The following is a 17,955-nucleotide window of genomic DNA, read 5'->3' as shown; positions in this document are numbered from 1 at the left end:
ATGCTTGTACTCGGTTTAATGGGAAGTCCTAGAAAAAATGGGAATACAAATTATCTTCTATCTCTTTTCATGAAAGAAGCCGACCGGCTGGGAGCTCAGACAGAAGTCATTATGGTAGCAGACCAGGATATCGTTCCTTGCATGGGTTGTGCTTCTTGTGGAAAAAAAGGTTTTTGTGTTATTAAAGACACGATGAGTAGTGATATTTATCCACTGTTCCGCAAGGCAGATGTTATAGTGGCCTCTACGCCCATATTTTTTTATAATGCAACGGCACAGCTTAAAGCTCTTATTGACAGAAGCCAGGCCCTATGGTCCAGAAAATATATATTACAGGTGTCCGATCCCGGTTGCAAATTCAGACGAGGTTTTCTACTTTCCCTCGGCGCTACAAAAGGTAAAAATCTCTTCGATGGTTTAAGACTTACAACGAAATATTTTTTCGATGCTGCCGGAGCAAGCTTTGATGGCATGCTGACATACAGACACATAGAAAAACCCGGGGATATGGAAAAACATCCGTCTGTTTTAAAGGAAGTAAAAGAAGCTGCCGGAAATCTTCTCAAACCGCTTTTAGCAAGGAAGAAGGTTCTTTTCGCCTGTAAAGAAAATGCTTGCAGAAGCCAGATAGCCGCCGCTTTCGCTCAATATATGGCTGGAGATAAATTTGAAGTATTATGCGGTGGAAGCGAGCCTGCAGATAAAATAAATTCTGTAATGGCAGAGGTGATGGCCGAAAAAGGGATAGATATGGCTTTTCGTATTCCAAAAAGCATAGATGATGCTATTGCTTATGTAAAACCTGATCATATCATAACAATGGGTTGCGAAGAAAAATGTCCTGCCGTTTCCGGTGCCGGGAAAGAAGACTGGGCACTGGCTGACCCTGCAGGTGAATCTATCAGTTTTATGCGCAAGATTCGTGATGAAATCGAAACAAGAGTAATGAAATTGATTGACGAATCCTGAACGGGGTTTTTTGATGAATAAGGCACGCGCTGATCGAGTAAAAAATTGCTCAATATTTAAATAAAATGATAATTTATAATGGAAAATATAACTGGAGCGGAAAAAAGACAAGCAACTCCAAGCCCATAACATGGTGGCCCGGATCATACCGGTTGACAATTATAGATATATCAAAACACCGGCCCGGAGTATATAATCTGAAACCCGTAATAGTACTGATATCGGATACAGGCGAAGGTTATTCTGTTATAAACCACTTCCAAAACCTGGCAAAGAGTATATGCAGGGATTTTAACCTTGATATCTCCAGGACCCTTTGGATTGAATATTTTCCAAAGGAATCGGCCCATATGGAGGTCGCTGTGTTTAAACCTATAACAAGAATCGGCAGTGAGACTCTTTATTCTGTAAAATGGAGACCGATAATGCCAAATGAAATGGAGTTAATAAAAAATAATTTATCCAAAATCGGAGATCTTGCTGATAACCTTGATATTTCGTAAAAAAGTTTATCCTTGTTCACCATTCCTGAGATTTAAAGCGATTAGCTTTGAGGAGTTAGGTATTAGCTCTCAATGCTGTGTTTTGCTTTTAATATTTAAAACTTAACACTGAAAACCTAAATCTTTATTTCAATAAATATATAGTATAGCACGTTCTGGCGCGGGCAGGCAAACGAAGAAAGCCGGTTTATAAAACTGCTTGTTATGAAATATGTTTTACCGCTCTCAACAATTTTATATCTGCTTCTTCCCATAAAAAGTATTATATTTTAGTAAGTTTTGGTGCGTAAGGCAGAGCCTGGGAACGAAGGTAAAATAATTTTTCCATATTTCACCCGTCTATATTAATTTTTTCATGTTGTGATCCGTATAAAGGTTATCCCTGATCGTCATACCCGGTTATAACCGGATCCCGGACTATAAGTTCGATTGCTTTCGATGCATTCCGGGCTGCTATGGAAAAAACGTCTCCAAGAGCCCTGATATGTCTCAGGTTGTCCGCTGTTCTTAATATCAGCATGGCCAGACTTCCCTCATCTGTTGCCGCAACTGCAAGGGCATCTTCCCATGGTTTTTCGCAAGCCCATTGATAAACCGCTGCTGCAGGTTTCAAGAAGAGCTGCCTAACATCAAATCCTTTGGCAATATGTTTTTTTGCAAACGGTTCAAGGGCATTTGTGACCATTTCATAAGTTTCCACAAGATTTTGGGGAAATTTGTTTTTGTCAATATTTTCGTCTGTATCTTTTTCATTAACAAATGATGCGATGATAGCAGCCAGCAGCGCAGGATCGTCTTCCGGAAAGATTCCTATTCTAAGGCCTTCTGCTATTAAAAGAGGATGATCGACCCTCAGCTTTGATGCCCAGAAACCGACCTTTGTCAAGGCACCTTTTTCGGTTACATATCCGTTCTCTTCCAGGAAGTTTAGGTGTCTCTTGAAATCATCTTCCAGGGCTTTATGTCTGAATTTTATTGTGTTTTTCGTGGTTGTTTTTTTTCTGGTTTCTCTGATCAAATAGGTGGCAAAGGATTGTTTAAGCAGGCCTTCAATTTGATCCGGTGTATGGGAAAGGAGAAGATTCAAAACCATGGAAAAATTAATCCTGATCTGGCTGAGTACTTCTGAAGAGTCTGAATTTATGAGCCTGGCCGTAAGCGGCAGGTCCATAAATTTACCGGGAATTACCATCGCGAAACCGATATTGTCCATGCCTCTTCTACCGGCCCGCCCGGTCATCTGGTGGAATTCACTCGGGCTGAGAGAAGCGAATTCCCGACCGTTGAACCTGTCTGAATTAAGCATTACAATGGTGCGTGCCGGAAAATTTACCCCAGCGGCGACTGTGGATGTTGCGAAAATAGCATCGAGCATACCTTCGGCCATTAAGGTTTCGAGAAGCAGCTTCCAGGCCGGAAGCTGGCCGCTGTGATGGGCGCCTACTCCCATACTTTTTAAGTGTTGAAGCTGGGGGTGGAGGGCTATGTGAGCATTTTCGTGCACAAGTTCGCCGATTCTATGCTTTATGGCTCTTTTTCTATCTTGGGGCAGCCCGGAAGCACATAGTTTCAAAGCGTTGTCGCAGTCAGCGCGGGATTTAAGAAAAAAGATGGCCGGCAGGAGGTCGTATTTCTTCATTACCTTCATTATATCGCTGAATGGAGGAAGTCTCCCTGGTATAGCCAGGCGGGGAGGTTTTTTTTCATCTAAAAAGGATATTACCTTGGGGTGCAGCCTGTTTTTGGCTTTACTCCTTTTTTCTGTCCGGCTGCCATGCCTGGTGAGGGGCAGAAGATGGCCGGAGGGATGGAAAAAAAGAGGGGAAAGGGGCACCGGTCTTTTTGTTTCTTCAATAACCGTACATTTTTTAAGGCGTATAGATTCAAGCCAGGCGGCTATCTGTCCGGCGTTCCCGATAGTTGCGGAAAGCATGAGAAGAGGTATGCGGGGCGGCAGGTATATCATTATCTCTTCCCAAACTACCCCACGTTCCTGATCGCCTAGAAAATGGGCCTCATCCAGAATTACCAGATCGGTATTCAAGGTTTCTCCGCGGTGCATGGCATCGTAAAGTTGATTACGCAATATTTCGGTAGTTCCGGTTATAACCGGAGCATCGGGATTTTCCTTTCTGTCACCGGTAAGTATGCCCAGATTATTCGGCCCGAAAATTTTTGCAAATTCATTATACTTCGAGTTGGTCAAAGCCTTTAAGGGAGAAGCATACCAGGATCGCCCCCCCTCTTTCAGGGTTCGCTCTATGGCTTTTTCGGCAATCCAGGTTTTACCTGCTCCTGTTGGAACAGTTACCAAACAGTCTGATGTTTGTATGGCCTGGACGGCATCGAGTTGAAAAGGATCGGGTTTGAATTTAACTTTTTCAGGTACACCGATCCCCGCAAAAATTTTTTTCAAAGCCGAATCTGCCGATGGTTTAATTTTCAAGCGGAGTTTTGCTTTAAATCGCTTGTCGCGCGGCATGGGTTTTTTTTTATACATTAAAGTTCCGATATCATATTGCAGACAATGCTTTTTGCAGGAGAATCTACGTCAAAAGGAGAAATACCGCCCAGATCCGCTTCAATTAAAGCGTCATCATGGGGAATCAGGCCGAGAAATGTGAAATCGGAAAGATTTTTTTTCAAAAACTCTTCATCCTTTTTACCCCGGGTCTTGTTACCGACCATAGCGATATTCTTTAAACCTATTTCAGATGCCAGTTCCCTGATATGAGAAGCGGTTTCTATACTTCTGCGACCAGGCTCCACGACTACAATCAGTTTGTCGACCGCCGAAGCCGTTGCTCTGCCAAGATGTTCTATACCGGCCTCCATATCCATAACAACCACATCATCACGTATCAGCACGATATGCGTAATAAGGGCGCGTAACAGGGTGCTGGCAGGGCATAAACATCCGGAGCCTCCTTTTTTCACACTCCCCAGCCGCATGAGGCTGATGTTTTCAAATTTTGCTGACAATTTGTCCGGTAGGTCATTTACTTTGGGATTCAGCTTAAAAAAACCTCCCACTGTACCGGGCTTTGCTTCCGTTCTTTCATATATCAGTTTTTTCATATCTGATATTGGCGTAATTTTATCAGCATCGGTGATGCCGATGGCCGCAGCCAGGTTGGCATCAGGATCCGCATCAACCGCCAGTATATGCTTCCCTTCCAGGTTTAATGCTCTAATCAAAAGCGCTGCAAAGGTTGTCTTGCCGACCCCGCCTTTCCCGCTTACCGCTATTTTCATTTATATTTCCTTTCAATGTCATAAAAAATATTATCCAAGGTCCCTGACCTTCAACACTTAATAATATATACTATAATTAATATTGTCAATAGAATTGCATGGTTATTACAGAGCAAACGCATTATCTATTTAAGGGATCAACCATAACCATGGGGTATGGGATCACATTTTTGTTTATATCCTTTGATTAAAAAATAGTCGTCCAGTTCATTCATGATAATATAAGATGTTATCCGATTTCCTCGCTTGGTGATGATCTGAATTAGAGATTAAAGAGCTGGTGCTGCAGCAATGTTGCAATTATTGTGAAGTTTATGATAATATTTGTATATTATCATTATGGAAATGGACATAAAAAGGGGCAGGCAATGAAATATCCATACGGAATAGCTGATTTTAGAAGTATTATCAGGGAAAAATATTTTTATTGTGACAAAACAGACAAAATTCCTCTGCTTGAAAATACAAAATCTCAGCTCTTTATCCGTCCCAGACGTTTTGGTAAAAGCCTTGTTCTTTCCATGCTGGAAAATTACTATGATATGGCAAAAAAAAATGAATTCGAAGAGCTCTTTGGTGGATTGAAGATCGGAAAAAATCCCACTGATCTGCATAATTCATATTTTATTTTAAAATTTAATTTTTCATGTGTTGGCCCCACAGGCAGCGCTGAAGATGTAAAAAAGGCTCTTTTTAATCATATTAATGCATGTATTATCGAATTTTATAAAGTTTATAATTATAAAGGATTTGAACTGCCTGCGATTGAGATTGATCGGGAAGATGCCCTTTTTTCAATGAAATCTCTTATTACTTCAGCCCGCATGACCCCATACCCTGTATATCTCCTTATAAATGAATATGATAATTTTGCAAATACAGTTATGATGGGGGTCCAAAGCTCTGAAGGCAGATATAAGGCTTTTGTGCATGAGGAGGGCCCCCTTAGAACTTTTTTTAAAGCAGTAAAAGCCTCAACTTCAAGCTCTATGTTTGATCGTGTATTTATTACAGGGGTTTCACCTGTTGTGATGAGCGATATTACAAGCGGATATAATATTGCCGAAAATATCTATTTTGAGCCGGAGTTTAATGATCTATGCGGATTTAAGCAGAATGAAATTGAAGATGTACTCAAGGAGATTGTTGATAAATGCGGTTTTGAAAAAAAAAGTAAAGAAGCCGTAATTTCGATACAGACTTATTATAATGGTTATACTTTTTCTCATAGAGCAGATGAGCAAATTTATAATCCAACTCTTTCTTTATATTTTTTTAAACAGTTTGAAAAAGCGTGTAGTTATCCCAGGAAAATGCTGGATTCAAATCTTGCTGTAGATGAGGCAAAGCTTGAGTATATTGCTCAGATTCCCAGGGGAAGGGATCTTTTAATGAGTCTGGTGCAAAAAAATCAAGGTGTTGTAATATCAGATATTGAAGATCGTTTTGGTATTAAAGAGATGCTGACGGACAAATCCAAGGATAACACGTTCTTAGTGTCTTTTCTTTATTATTTCGGGGTATTGACTATTGCAGGTGATACTGAAGACTTGCAGGTAATCTTAAAAGTTCCCAATCTTGTCATGCAGAGTCTTTATGTGGAACGGGTTCAAAAAATGCTTTTGCCTGAGCCTGAGCCTGAGCCTGAGCCTGAGCCTGAGCCTGATGACAGGGATGACGGCAAAGATGACGCAGCAAAGGTCTATCAAAAAGGGGATATGGCGCCTTTGTGCAGGTTTATGGAAGAGAGATATTTCAAGGTTTTTCATAACAGGGATTATAGATGGGCCAATGAATTAACTGTGAAGACCGCTTTTCTGACTCTTCTTTATAATGATATTATTTATATCATGGATTCCGAGAAAGAGATTGACCGACGTTATGCAGATCTCGCCATGATCATCAGACCTGACAAGAGGTATGGTAAAGTATTTGATGTTTTGATTGAGTTCAAATTTGTAAAGCTTAAAAGTGCAGGATTAAGTGCCGATCAGGCAAAAAAACTGTCTGAAGATGAGCTTTGCAGCCTCCCTGAGATTGTAAAGCAGATGGAAGATGGCAAAAAACAGGTAAAAGAGTACGGTAAAAAGCTTGAGCAACGGCACGGGAACTTGCGGCTGCAAAAATTTGTAGTGGCGGCGCTGGGGTTTGAGAGGGTATATTTCAAAAAAATATAAGTCAGCTTATTTAGTATCCGCTGAATTTCGATAATAACATAGTATATCAGCATTGTTCATATATTAATCATAGAGAATTTTAATCTAAAATTTTAAGCTCATTTGTGGTATTTTAATTGAATTTTGGTAAAAAACGGCAAATTGTTAACACCTATAGACGCACCTCTCCTATCCGCATATTTTTTAAAATCAACTATTTTTGATAAAATCCTTGTTCGGCTTATGCCAGCCCGAGTTTCATCAGTTTTTTTTCTTCAATCTTTTCTCCCATTAGAAGCTGAATAAACTTTTTAAGATTATAAGCGGTTTGACAAAGCAATGACCATATACGGTCTCCTTCAAATCCTCTATAAAGACTGCATCCAAAACCTCTAATATTTTTTGCAATAGCTATGAAACCTTCTGTTGCTGAACGGGCTTTACAGCAAAAACTCTGTTTTTCTTCGGATACATCTTTTTTACGCCCCAAAAAAACGTTACTGATATTGTCTGCAATTTTAAAATTACCATTGCTTCTGTAACCAAGGTCGGTAATAATATTTTCCGGTTCGCCTTTCATCCGTTTTTTGAACTGTTCGAGTGTTCCAGCAAAAAGCGTTTTATCATTTGGATTACCGATAAAATTTTCAATGGTAATCATGAATCCTTCCCTATTGAAAGTCATTTCCATTGTTGTGCCGAATTCACACTTCGGATGCTCTTTTCCTTTTACAATCGGGCGGGCATCCGGTTCATCAATGGATACAATCCGGTTTTTTATCTGTTTTTTACCTTCGAGTTTTTCTAAGGTTTGTGCTTCAAGAATAGTAAGAATAGCAAACATATTGTCAGCTTTTATTTGTTTTTTCTTTGTGGTCTTTAATGATTCAACTTTTTTATCAAATATTTTTAGAGCAGGAATAAATAATATATTAAATTTGAGTAACCATTCCAAACGGTTTTGTTTTTTGTTCAAAAAAAATTCTCGCCATAATTTTTTTACTTCATTATTGTCCCACCACAAGGAGATTTGATGCAAAACGGCAAATTGTTTCATTTTGTCAAAAGCTTTAAAAATTAAATGTACATCATTTGGATAGATAACGTTATTTTTCAATACGCTTGAATCTATCATAGCATTATCACCCTGTATTATCCCAGCTTTGCGTAGAACCTCAAAAACTTCTTTTTCTATAATTTCAACACCTTCTTCACCTATACGTTTTCGAAATACACATATAGAACTCGGATCCAGGCATGTTTGCAATTCCTCATTTGTGATGTTACAAAAATATTGAATATAGTGGTTTTCTTTTATATGCTTAACCATTTGCCTATCACTTAATTGATAGTATTTTATACAAATCAAAATCGCTGTCATCATCCTGAGAGATTTTCCAAAAGCACCCTGACTGGTGTTATAAAATTTACACAACTTTGTAATCATTTTTTGCCATGGAATTATCCCACGGATAATAACCAATTCCTGAACTGGATTGGTTATATTTGCTTTCACCCATTCATCAGAAAGAACTTCTTCAAAAGTATTTTTTATCATCAGAATACCTCCTATCCTTTTTAGAGTGCTTAAAATACCATTTAGCTGCAATTTAAAAAATGGCATATACTGCTATGGATAGCAAAGCATTTCTTTCATAAAAAAGAAATTCAGCAGATACTATTTAGAGTTACAGTATAAGTTTTTTGAAGGACGAAATCGTTTCCCACGAAAACGGATCACGCCGGCATGGCAGGATTGCATTGTTTGTAAAAATCGGGTCTGATTCAAGGTTGTAACGGGATGAAGCCAAAGCCATGGGCCACATTTTCGTATGAGGTATGGGAGTATAATATGCAATAATAGGGGTTATGCCGGTTTGTTTTACTGTTCTGATTGAATCTTTAACAGAGTCAATGGTTTGTCCGGGCAGGCCGGCCAGCAGGTATGCGCCGGCATGATTCTTTTTGAAGCCTGCGCTTTTTAAACAGGTTACAGCTTTTTTAAAGTCGTATTCCGTAACTTTGTGATCCATTGAGCTTCTATCTTCAAACAAGGTTGTTTCAAGTCCCAAACGCAGAGTCTTGAAGCCGGCCTTGAACATTAATGCGGCATTCGTTTCTGTGATTTCCCTTATGTGAAGTGCATTGGGAGTATGGAAACAGATATTGTATCCTTTTTTTAGTATACCTTCCAGGATAGGGACTGCATGATTCGCGGAATCTACAAGCAGGGCGTCATCATAAAATACAAACTCTTTTACTTTATATTTTTTATACCAGTATTCTATCTCTTGTATCACCGATTCCGGAGAGCGCTGCTTAAAGCCCGGATTTAAAAAATTGGATGCACAGTATGAACATGCAAAAGGACATCCTTTGGAAGTGATCAGCGGGATATAGTTTATCAGGTGTTGGAGGTCAAAGGCAGGATATGGATAAGTGTCAAGGCTGTCGGCGCTGAATTTTGGGCAGCCTTTTTTGTTTACAGGCGTAAAACCCGTTAGTTTTTCAGTCAGTTCAAGGATTTCTTTGATTCCTTCCCCCTTTATAACAATATCGGCTTCGGAGTGTTGCAAGGCATGGGAATAAAAGAGAGTTGCGTATATGCCCCCGAGAATAAGCGGAGTGTTCGGGAAAATTTTTTTTATAATTTTTATTGTCTCTTTAACACCGGGATACCAGTATGTCATCAAAGATGTGACAAGTACAAGATCCGGCCGGGGAATGGTCCTTAGATCTTCCATAAACCATCTTTTTTTTATTCCATATCTGGAAAATTTTCTATCGATATCCTGGAGCCCTTCAGGCCTGGGTGCCCGGGTTTTTAGATAAGGGCCGCGGCCATTCCTGGCATGCGGATCTGTTTTTGGCATATTAGGGTGGAACCTGTCAAGACAGTCCATGTATGAAACGTTAAGCCCGTGCTGCCTCAATATAGAGGCAAGAGATAACAGGCCGACAGGTTTGGCCCAGAAATCATATGCTGCAAAGTCATGGATCCAGGGATTTATCAGAAGGATTTCGGGTGAATTTTTACGCACTGGTAAGCCGCTGATGAACATACATTGTCTTAAAAGTCCGGAAAATAACACATGGATGTTTTTTTAAATTCTCTGCGGGAAAAGAGAATGGTATAATTGTTAATAAAATTGTTCTTAGATATTTTGTGTACTGTTTCCCGGCAAGTTTTTTCATCTTTCCCATGAATCATTGTATAAAGATTATACGGCCATCCATTATGTGGATTTCTTCTGTAACAGTGTGTGATCTGTTTGAATGAAGCCAGCTTCTCGCCCATGGCATTGATATGTGCCTCATCCACGTTCCATGCTACCATGGCATTTGCATTAAAACCTGATTGCTGGTGCCTTATTGTAGCTCCGAAACGACGGATTATACCTCTGGAACAAAGGTCGGTTAGGGTCTCTACGAATTTCTTTTCAGAAACCCCTGTCTTTTCGGCAAGTTCTTTATACGGATATTTGCAGACTGGTATGTCACCTTGAATTGCTGCGATAATTCGTTTTTCAAGTTCTGTTAGCATTTTATAGTTTCTCATATTGTGTCTGTCTGTAAATATAGACCGTCACATAAATAATTAAGGATCATAGCGGATTATTGTGGAGATTCTATTTATTGAGCATATACTAATTAAACTTATGCCATCAGATATTAGCCGTTAGGTATTAGCTTTTAGCAGTTAATACCTAACAGCTAAAAAGCTAAGCGCTAATAGCTGTTCATCATGGATTACCACACTAATCCGTGATGAACCATAATTAATTGTCTGACGGTCTATAGCAATGATGGTTTTACAAATTCTTGATCAGTCCTTTTCCGGAAAAAGTCTAAGAATATTTTTTTCGTCCGCTTTGCATATTCCTCTTTCCGTAATAAAACCGGTAACAAGCCTTGCAGGTGTAACATCAAAGGCAAAGTTTGCAGCAGGACTGTTTTTCGGTGGAACAAGAACATTTTTCGTTACCCCTTGATTCATACCCTGCACATATCTTACCTCGTCGGGGTCACGCTCTTCTATCGGTATCTCTTTTATTCCATCCCTGAAAGTCCAGTCAAAAGTGCTGGATGGCAAAGCTACATAAAACGGGATATTGTTATCTTGGGCAGCAAGCGCTTTGAGGTATGTGCCTATTTTATTGGCAACATCTCCTGTGCATGTGGTTCTGTCCGTACCGACAATGACAATGTCAACCATTCCGTGCTGCATCAGATGTCCACCCGCATTATCCGTAATAACGGTATGTTTAATCCCGTGCTTACCGAGTTCCCATGCTGTGAGTCTGGAGCCCTGGTTTAAAGGGCGTGTCTCATCCACCCAAACGTGTACATCTATACCATTGTCAAAAGCAGTATACATAGGAGCAGTAGCTGTTCCGTATTCAATACATGCAAGCCATCCTGCATTGCAATGGGTTAAAATATTGACTGTTTTCCCATTTTTGGAGCTGCTTATATTTTTTATCAGGGATAAACCGTACTCGCCTATTTTGCGGCAGTTTTCAGCTTCCTCCTCTTCTATATTTTGAGCTTCAATTCTTGCTGTCGTAATTTTATCCTCATTGTTTTTTGTTTTTTTTATTTCCGTCAAAACCCTGTCAACACCCCATGCAAGATTAACTGCTGTTGGTCTGGCCGCCTTAATCCGGTTGCATTCTTTTTTAATATATTCATCCGAAATATTGTTATCAGGGGCATTCAGTGTGGCAAGATATACTCCGTAAGCTGCAGTTACGCCGATAAGCGGCGCCCCCCTTACATACATTTCCTTGATGGCTTGAATATTGTGGTCAACCGTTGTTAAGTCGGCTACAATGAATTCATGCGGGAGCATACGCTGGTCTATAACTTTAACAGTCTTTAAATCTTTATCCAACCAAATGGGTCTGATCTGTTTGCCGTCTACTATCATATTGTCAACCTACCATTGAAATATAGATTTACATATAAATAATTTTACTGCGTTATCGGTCGTCGGAGTAGGGGTTCAAGATTTTGAACCCTTACCCCCTCTGGCCTTGTAGCAAATTTTACAATCAGGTAATTATTTGAAAATCTATGATTATTCAGCAATTCTAATTATGGCATATTTTTATCTATATATAAATTATGAAGCATAGCGTTGCTACAATATGATGTGCCACAACCTTCCAAAATTAGAATTGCTGATGATTCTAAAACTCCGATATAAGGATTTAAGCAAAGATAATAGTATGAAATACTAATTATATCAATATGTTAATTAAGTAAACTTGATAGCCACACAGTCATACAAACACCTCTATTTATGCAATTACGCGCCTGTACGCGCTTTAAAACCCCTCGTAACGTAGGCGTTGAAAGCTACCTCTTTATTTAAAAATCATATCGGAGTTTTAGTGATGATTATTTTGATTTGACTTTTAACTAATAAAATAATATTAAAATTAGTTTTTAATTTTGTTTTATTATAAATTTTCATATAATAATTATCACAAGGATAAAGAGGTACACCCAAGGAAGGCATACTATAGTACCTCTACCGAAGGTTTTTACCGTGAAAATTTATAACAGGTTGTATAATGCCCATATCGTCAGAATACAAATCACAAACAAAGTCGCTATATATTGTACAGGTCGCAGAATATTTAAAGAATCATTTGCAATATCTTCACGAAATAGGATTCAAGGGCTTTGACTGTTCGGAAAAAAGTCTTAACATAATTACAACCTGGGGGCAACCGGTTAAAAAGCAGGCTCCCGATTTAAAAAAAATACAAACAGATATGGAAAACTGCTTTTTATGCAGGCTGTCTGCAAGCAGAAAAAATATTATATTCGGAACCGGTAACCCTGATGCTGACTTGATGTTTGTAGGTGGAAGGCCATCCGGTATGGATGCAGAAAGCACAAGTGAACCTTTTGCCGGAGAGGTAGGCGAGCTGCTGGAGAAAATAATTAATGCTATCAAAATGTCGAAAGATGAGGCGTATTTTTGCAATGTTATAAAGTGCCGTACGCCGGTTGACCAGGATCCGATGCCGGATGAAATAAGTGCTTGCGCTCGTTTTTTGGAACAGCAGATCGATGCTGTAAAACCAGTTTTTATTTGCGCTCTGGGTGAAATAGCAGCAGGGGTTCTTCTTAAAACTGATAAATCCGTATCAGCACTCAGGGGCCGTTTTTATAATTATAAGGGAATAAAGATTTTGCCTACATATCATCCGGCTTATCTGCTTCGTTATGAGTCAAGGAAGCGTGATGTGTGGGAGGACATGAAGATGCTTATGAGAGAAATGAAAAGGAGTGTACACTGACATGGGTTCCAAAGATAAAATGAAAAAGGAAAAACCGTTAGAAAAAATGACATCCAAGGAGCTGACCGTTATAGCTCTTGAAATACCGGAAATAATCGGGGTTCATGGAATGAATAAGCCTGAGCTGATCAGCGCCATCAAGAAAGCCCGGGGCATCACTGAGGATGCACCTAAAAAGAGCGATACGTCTGTAAGGGAAATAAAGAAAAAAATAAGTTCGGTGAAAACTCAACATCAGGCTGCCATTGAAACAAAAGATAAAAAAATGGCCGCAATATTCAGGCGCCGCATTTCCAGGTTAAAGAAAAAAACACGTAGAGCGGCATAAACGTTGCGTATCGTTTACAGTTCGCAGTTAACGATTAAAAAATATATAGATTTCCACTAAAAAACCGGAAACCGTAACCTATTATTAATATTCAGGTATCTTCAATGATAGACCCAAAATTAATTGCTTTTGATATTGACGGTGTTTTGGCGGATATAGCTTCTCTTTTTATTGAGATTGCACGAAAGCGGTACAATATAAAAGGGATAGGGTATAATGATATCACCAGTTATGAATTGGAAGACTGCCTGAGTATTGATACAGGAATTTCTGAAGAGATTATCGGCGGCATTCTTTCCGGCCGTGATGCTGATGACGTTAAACCAATGACGGGAGCACCGGAAGTTCTTACAAAAATTGCAAATAATTCAGGGTCGCTTCTTTTTGTAACAGCTCGGTCGGATTCGAGTTATATATATGACTGGATGCAGAATATTTTATCAGTTGAACCTGAAATGATCGATATCGTTGCGACAGGTGCTTTTGACGACAAGGCCGATGTTCTGTTAAGCAGGAATAAGACCTATTTTGTGGAAGACAGGCTGGAAACATGTTTTCATCTTGAAGAGGCCGGAATCACTCCCCTGCTTTTCAAGCAGCCCTGGAACAGGGGCGATCATACTTTTCTGGAGGTAGAGAACTGGAAAGAGCTTGAATCTATTATAAGATTTTGAAATATTAATGTTATGCCATTCGATGTAACTAATCTTATTGACTCGTTTCTTGAGTCGATATCATCTGAAAAGGGATATTCCGAAAATACATGCCGTGCGTATCGGCACGATCTTGGAGAGTTTGCCGGATATCTGACAGAACATAACGGTCTTGACAAGACTGAAGCAGATGATGATCGGTTTGTTATAGAGGATATGGGTACCCTGATGATCAGGGGTTACCTGGGTTTTCTTTATAAAAAAAATAAAAAGTCTACAATGGCTCGTAAATTATCCGCTCTTAGAACTTTTTTCAGATATCTTGTCAAGAGGGGTTTGCTTACTGATAATCCGGCTGATTCCATACTTACGCCGAAACAGGATCAGAAGATCCCTTTATATCTGCCGGTTGATGAAATGTTCCGTCTGCTTGATTCTGTACAGACAAATACTTTGGCCGGCCTCAGGGACAGGGCGATATTCGAGACCATATATTCGTGCGGTATACGGGTATCGGAGCTTACGGGAATGGATCAAACCGATGTTGATTTTGTAAATTCATCCATTCGTGTTCTTGGTAAGGGGAACAAAGAAAGGATTGTGCCGATAGGTAAAAAAGCTCTGGCAGCAATCATGGCATACAGGGAGAGGCTCAATATGGAATCGGGCATGCAAATGCCCCAGGATGGGCCGCTTTTTTTAAATTTGCGAAAAGGCAGGCTTACAGCAAGGTCCATAGCACGTCTGCTCGAAAAACTTGTAAAAGAATGTGGTCTCTATACTCCGGTGTCACCCCATGTGTTGCGGCACACCTTTGCAACGCATATGCTCGATGCCGGCGCAGATTTAAGAGTGGTGCAGGAATTGCTGGGTCATAAAAGTCTTTCCACAACCCAGCGATATACCCATGTTAGTATAGATAGACTCATGGATACATATGACAAAGCACATCCCAGAAAGTAAGGAACGGATATGAATTTTCACGGTACTACAATCCTGGCGGTAAGACGTAACGAAAAACTGGCTGTTGCCGGTGATGGTCAGGTTACGCTGAATAATACCATTATCAAGCATAATGCTAAAAAAGTCAGGAGGATTTATAATAACAAAATTATTGTCGGTTTTGCCGGTGCCACGGCTGATGCTTTGAATTTATCGGAACGACTTGAAGTCAAGCTCGAGCGATATAACGGTAATCTTACACGCAGCGCGGTCGAACTTGCCAAAGACTGGAGAACCGACAAATATCTCAGACGCCTTGAAGCTCTGATGATTGCTGCTGATGATAAAAGGATGTTTATTATTTCAGGCAATGGCGATGTGATAGAACCGGATGAAGGCGTTATAGCAATAGGTTCGGGCGGTGTCGGAGCTCAGACGGCGGCCATGGCGCTGCTGGAATTTACAGAACTTGATGCGCGGAGTATTGTGGAAGCAGCAATGAAAATCGCAGGTTCCATATGCGTCTTTACAAATGATTCCGTAACCATAGAGGAGATTTAAACAGGTATTTTATATGGCTAATCTTAAACCATCAGAAATCGTAAAGGAACTCGATAAATATATCATCGGCCAGGACAAGGCCAAACGTTCGGTTGCGATCGCATTGAGAAATAGATGGCGTAGGCAGCATGTTCCGGAAGATCTGCGGGATGAAATTGCTCCCAAAAATATTATACTCATAGGCCCCACAGGGGTCGGTAAAACCGAAATAGCGCGGCGATTGTCTTTATTTGCCGATTCTCCCTTTACCAAGGTCGAGGCCTCTAAATTCACGGAAGTCGGGTATATGGGCCGGGACGTGGAATCGATGGTGCGTGACCTTCTGGAACTGACCGTCACCAAGGTTAGAAACCGGGAACAGGAAGCCGTTAAGGATAAAGCCAGCCAGATAGCGGAAGAGAGGATGCTGGACCTGCTGCTGCCAAAACCGCGCGCTGTTCAGCCTGCCCAACAGACGGATAATCAAGAAACATCGCTGGAACTTGTTACAGATAAAGCTGATGAAACCTCCCATACAAAAACAAGAGAAAAATTGCGCAGTATGCTGAGAAATGGCAAGCTTGACAGCAGGTATGTGGATCTTGATATTGCTGATCGCGGCGCCATGCCTGTGGTGGAAGTTTTTTCCAACATGGGAATAGAGGAGATGGGTATAAATATCAGGGACATGATCGGCGGGATGATGCCGAAAAACACCAAAAGGCGCAAGATAAAGGTACCTGAGGCTATGGAGATCCTGGCTACTGAGGAGGCGCAGAATCTTGTTGACATGGACAAGGTGGTTAAACAGGCGATAGAAATGGTGGAACAATCCGGAATTATATTTTTGGACGAGATCGATAAAATTTCCGGTAAAAACGGCGGTCACGGTCCTGATGTTTCTAGAGAAGGTGTTCAGCGGGATCTACTCCCAATTGTAGAAGGGAGTACTGTAACAACAAAATATGGACAGGTTAAGACGGATCATATACTCTTCATTGCGTCAGGCGCTTTTCATATGAGTAAACCTTCAGATCTTATACCTGAACTCCAGGGACGATTCCCTATCAGGGTCGAGCTCGATTCTCTCGGTAAAGATGAATTTGTAAGAATTCTGACTGAACCGAAAAATGCGCTGATTCTTCAATATATTGCCATGCTGAAGACCGAATCAATTGAACTGGAATTTGAGGAAGAGGCTGTGAAAGTTATAGCCGGCATAGCTGAAGATGTTAATAATCTGACTGATAACATAGGAGCCAGAAGGCTTCATACGGTTATGGAATGTCTGCTGGAAGAGATTCTTTTTGATGCGCCTGACATGCAGGATTCTAAAGTTGTTATAGACAGCAAGTACGTTGATGAACGATTAAAAGATATTAAGGATGATGAAGATCTGAGCAGGTACATACTTTAATGGCACAGAACGCTGCAGATATACTTATAGAAGCTCTTCCTTATATACGCTGTTTTTCCGGCATGACCATAGTGATCAAATATGGCGGGCATGCCATGGTGGACAGGCAGCTAAAAGAGGACTTTGCCCGTGATATAACCTTAATGAAGTTTATAGGGATAAACCCTGTTATTGTACACGGAGGCGGACCCCAGATCAACTCGGTACTTGACCAGATGGGTATCTTGCCGAAGTTTGTAAGGGGTATGCGCTTGACTGACGAGCATACCATGGATGTTGTGGAAATGGTTCTGGGCGGGAAAGTTAACAAGGAGATTGTTGCCGGCATAAACCGCCAGGGCGGCATGGCAGTCGGGTTAAGCGGCAAGGATGGCGGGCTCATATCAGCAAAAAAGCTTCGTATAATTCATCAGGAGGATGCGGACAAGCCGCCCGAGATAATTGATCCCGGGCTTGTCGGCAAAGTCACGCGGATCCGCTCTGATGTTATAGATACGCTTGTTGAAAGGAATTTTATTCCTGTTATTGCTCCTGTGGGCGCCGGTGCAAACGGCGAAACTTATAATATTAATGCCGATCTGGTTGCATCATCCATTGCACAGGCTCTTTCAGCCGGACGTCTGATTTTTCTCACGGATGTTGATGGAGTCATGGACGATGGGGGAGACCTTATAGCTTCAATAGAAGCTGAGCGTATAAAAAAAATGGTTGACGACAAGACAATTTCAGGCGGCATGATTCCCAAGATAGAATGTGCTCTTGAAGCTTTGAACAGAGGTGTTGAAAAGGTTCACATAATTAACGGCAGCAAAAAACATGCTGTTATAATGGAGCTCTTTACCGACAAGGGAGTCGGTACGGAAGTTACAGGAGGCTGA

General features: G+C 40.6%; 16 protein-coding genes. 10 read left to right on the top strand and 6 right to left on the bottom strand.

Translation table 11 applies throughout. From position 1 onward, the window contains the following. Complete coding sequence (locus tag BuS5_RS07240) at window positions 1–969, top strand: NAD(P)H-dependent oxidoreductase (RefSeq protein WP_035265817.1); 969 nt, start codon at window positions 1–3, stop codon at window positions 967–969. 152 nt (window positions 970–1,121) lie between these two features. Further along, a complete protein-coding gene (locus BuS5_RS07235) occupies window positions 1,122–1,472 on the top strand; it encodes a hypothetical protein (protein ID WP_274428123.1) in 351 nt (116 codons plus the stop codon). Window positions 1,473–1,848: 376 nt separating this feature from the next. Here BuS5_RS07235 and BuS5_RS07230 read toward each other — a convergent pair whose 3' ends face one another. Together BuS5_RS07230 and BuS5_RS07225 are read right to left on the bottom strand one after the other, a co-directional pair. After that, complete coding sequence (locus tag BuS5_RS07230; protein WP_051374973.1) at window positions 1,849–3,972, bottom strand: DEAD/DEAH box helicase; 2,124 nt, start codon at window positions 3,970–3,972, stop codon at window positions 1,849–1,851. After that, the gene (locus BuS5_RS07225; RefSeq protein WP_027354467.1) at window positions 3,972–4,727 is read right to left on the bottom strand and encodes an ATP-binding protein; all 756 of its coding nucleotides are present in this window, start codon (window positions 4,725–4,727) and stop codon (window positions 3,972–3,974) included. Before BuS5_RS07225 ends, BuS5_RS07230 begins: the two co-directional genes overlap by 1 nt. Window positions 4,728–5,095: 368 nt before the next feature. Between BuS5_RS07225 and BuS5_RS07220 the strand changes: the two genes are divergently transcribed. Next, a complete protein-coding gene (locus tag BuS5_RS07220; RefSeq protein WP_274428122.1) occupies window positions 5,096–6,904 on the top strand; it encodes an AAA family ATPase in 1,809 nt (602 codons plus the stop codon). Window positions 6,905–7,124: 220 nt separating this feature from the next. Here BuS5_RS07220 and BuS5_RS07215 read toward each other — a convergent pair whose 3' ends face one another. The 4 genes from BuS5_RS07215 to mtnA all read right to left on the bottom strand — a co-directional run bounded on the left by BuS5_RS07215 (window position 7,125) and on the right by mtnA (window position 11,813). Next, the gene (locus BuS5_RS07215) at window positions 7,125–8,441 is read right to left on the bottom strand and encodes a transposase (protein WP_274427662.1); all 1,317 of its coding nucleotides are present in this window, start codon (window positions 8,439–8,441) and stop codon (window positions 7,125–7,127) included. Window positions 8,442–8,571: 130 nt separating this feature from the next. Further along, window positions 8,572–9,924, bottom strand: a complete 1,353-nt coding sequence (locus tag BuS5_RS07210; RefSeq protein ID WP_027354351.1) for a B12-binding domain-containing radical SAM protein — start codon at window positions 9,922–9,924, stop codon at window positions 8,572–8,574. A 29-nt stretch (window positions 9,925–9,953) separates the two neighbouring features. Beyond that, window positions 9,954–10,427 (bottom strand): siroheme decarboxylase subunit beta, encoded by a 474-nt coding sequence (gene ahbB / locus BuS5_RS07205; protein ID WP_027354352.1) that lies wholly within the window; start codon window positions 10,425–10,427, stop codon window positions 9,954–9,956. 282 nt (window positions 10,428–10,709) lie between these two features. Next, window positions 10,710–11,813 (bottom strand): S-methyl-5-thioribose-1-phosphate isomerase, encoded by a 1,104-nt coding sequence (gene mtnA, locus BuS5_RS07200; RefSeq protein WP_027354353.1) that lies wholly within the window; start codon window positions 11,811–11,813, stop codon window positions 10,710–10,712. 649 nt (window positions 11,814–12,462) lie between these two features. Here mtnA and BuS5_RS07195 point away from each other — a divergent pair. The 7 genes from BuS5_RS07195 to argB all read left to right on the top strand — a co-directional run bounded on the left by BuS5_RS07195 (window position 12,463) and on the right by argB (window position 17,955). Beyond that, on the top strand, window positions 12,463–13,197 hold the full coding sequence (locus tag BuS5_RS07195) for a uracil-DNA glycosylase (protein ID WP_051374899.1): 735 nt from the start codon (window positions 12,463–12,465) through the stop codon (window positions 13,195–13,197). 1 nt (window position 13,198) lies between these two features. Next, window positions 13,199–13,525, top strand: a complete 327-nt coding sequence (locus tag BuS5_RS07190; RefSeq protein ID WP_027354355.1) for a hypothetical protein — start codon at window positions 13,199–13,201, stop codon at window positions 13,523–13,525. Window positions 13,526–13,629: 104 nt separating this feature from the next. Next, on the top strand, window positions 13,630–14,199 hold the full coding sequence (locus BuS5_RS07185; protein ID WP_035265707.1) for a 5' nucleotidase, NT5C type: 570 nt from the start codon (window positions 13,630–13,632) through the stop codon (window positions 14,197–14,199). Window positions 14,200–14,211: 12 nt separating this feature from the next. After that, complete coding sequence (locus BuS5_RS07180) at window positions 14,212–15,141, top strand: tyrosine recombinase XerC (protein WP_027354357.1); 930 nt, start codon at window positions 14,212–14,214, stop codon at window positions 15,139–15,141. Window positions 15,142–15,150: 9 nt separating this feature from the next. Next, window positions 15,151–15,681, top strand: coding sequence for an ATP-dependent protease subunit HslV (gene hslV, locus BuS5_RS07175; protein WP_027354358.1), 531 nt, complete (start codon window positions 15,151–15,153; stop codon window positions 15,679–15,681). Between the two features lie 13 nt (window positions 15,682–15,694). After that, complete coding sequence (gene hslU / locus BuS5_RS07170; protein ID WP_027354359.1) at window positions 15,695–17,077, top strand: ATP-dependent protease ATPase subunit HslU; 1,383 nt, start codon at window positions 15,695–15,697, stop codon at window positions 17,075–17,077. Then, entirely contained in the window at window positions 17,077–17,955 is an 879-nt protein-coding gene (gene argB, locus BuS5_RS07165; RefSeq protein WP_027354360.1) for an acetylglutamate kinase, read from the top strand. The genes hslU and argB overlap by 1 nt, the downstream gene beginning before the upstream one ends.

This window comes from Desulfosarcina sp. BuS5, assembly GCF_028752835.1.
Taxonomy (GTDB): domain Bacteria; phylum Desulfobacterota; class Desulfobacteria; order Desulfobacterales; family BuS5; genus BuS5.
Note: the sequence above shows the minus strand (reverse complement) of the source record. Positions and strands in the feature narration are given on the sequence as shown.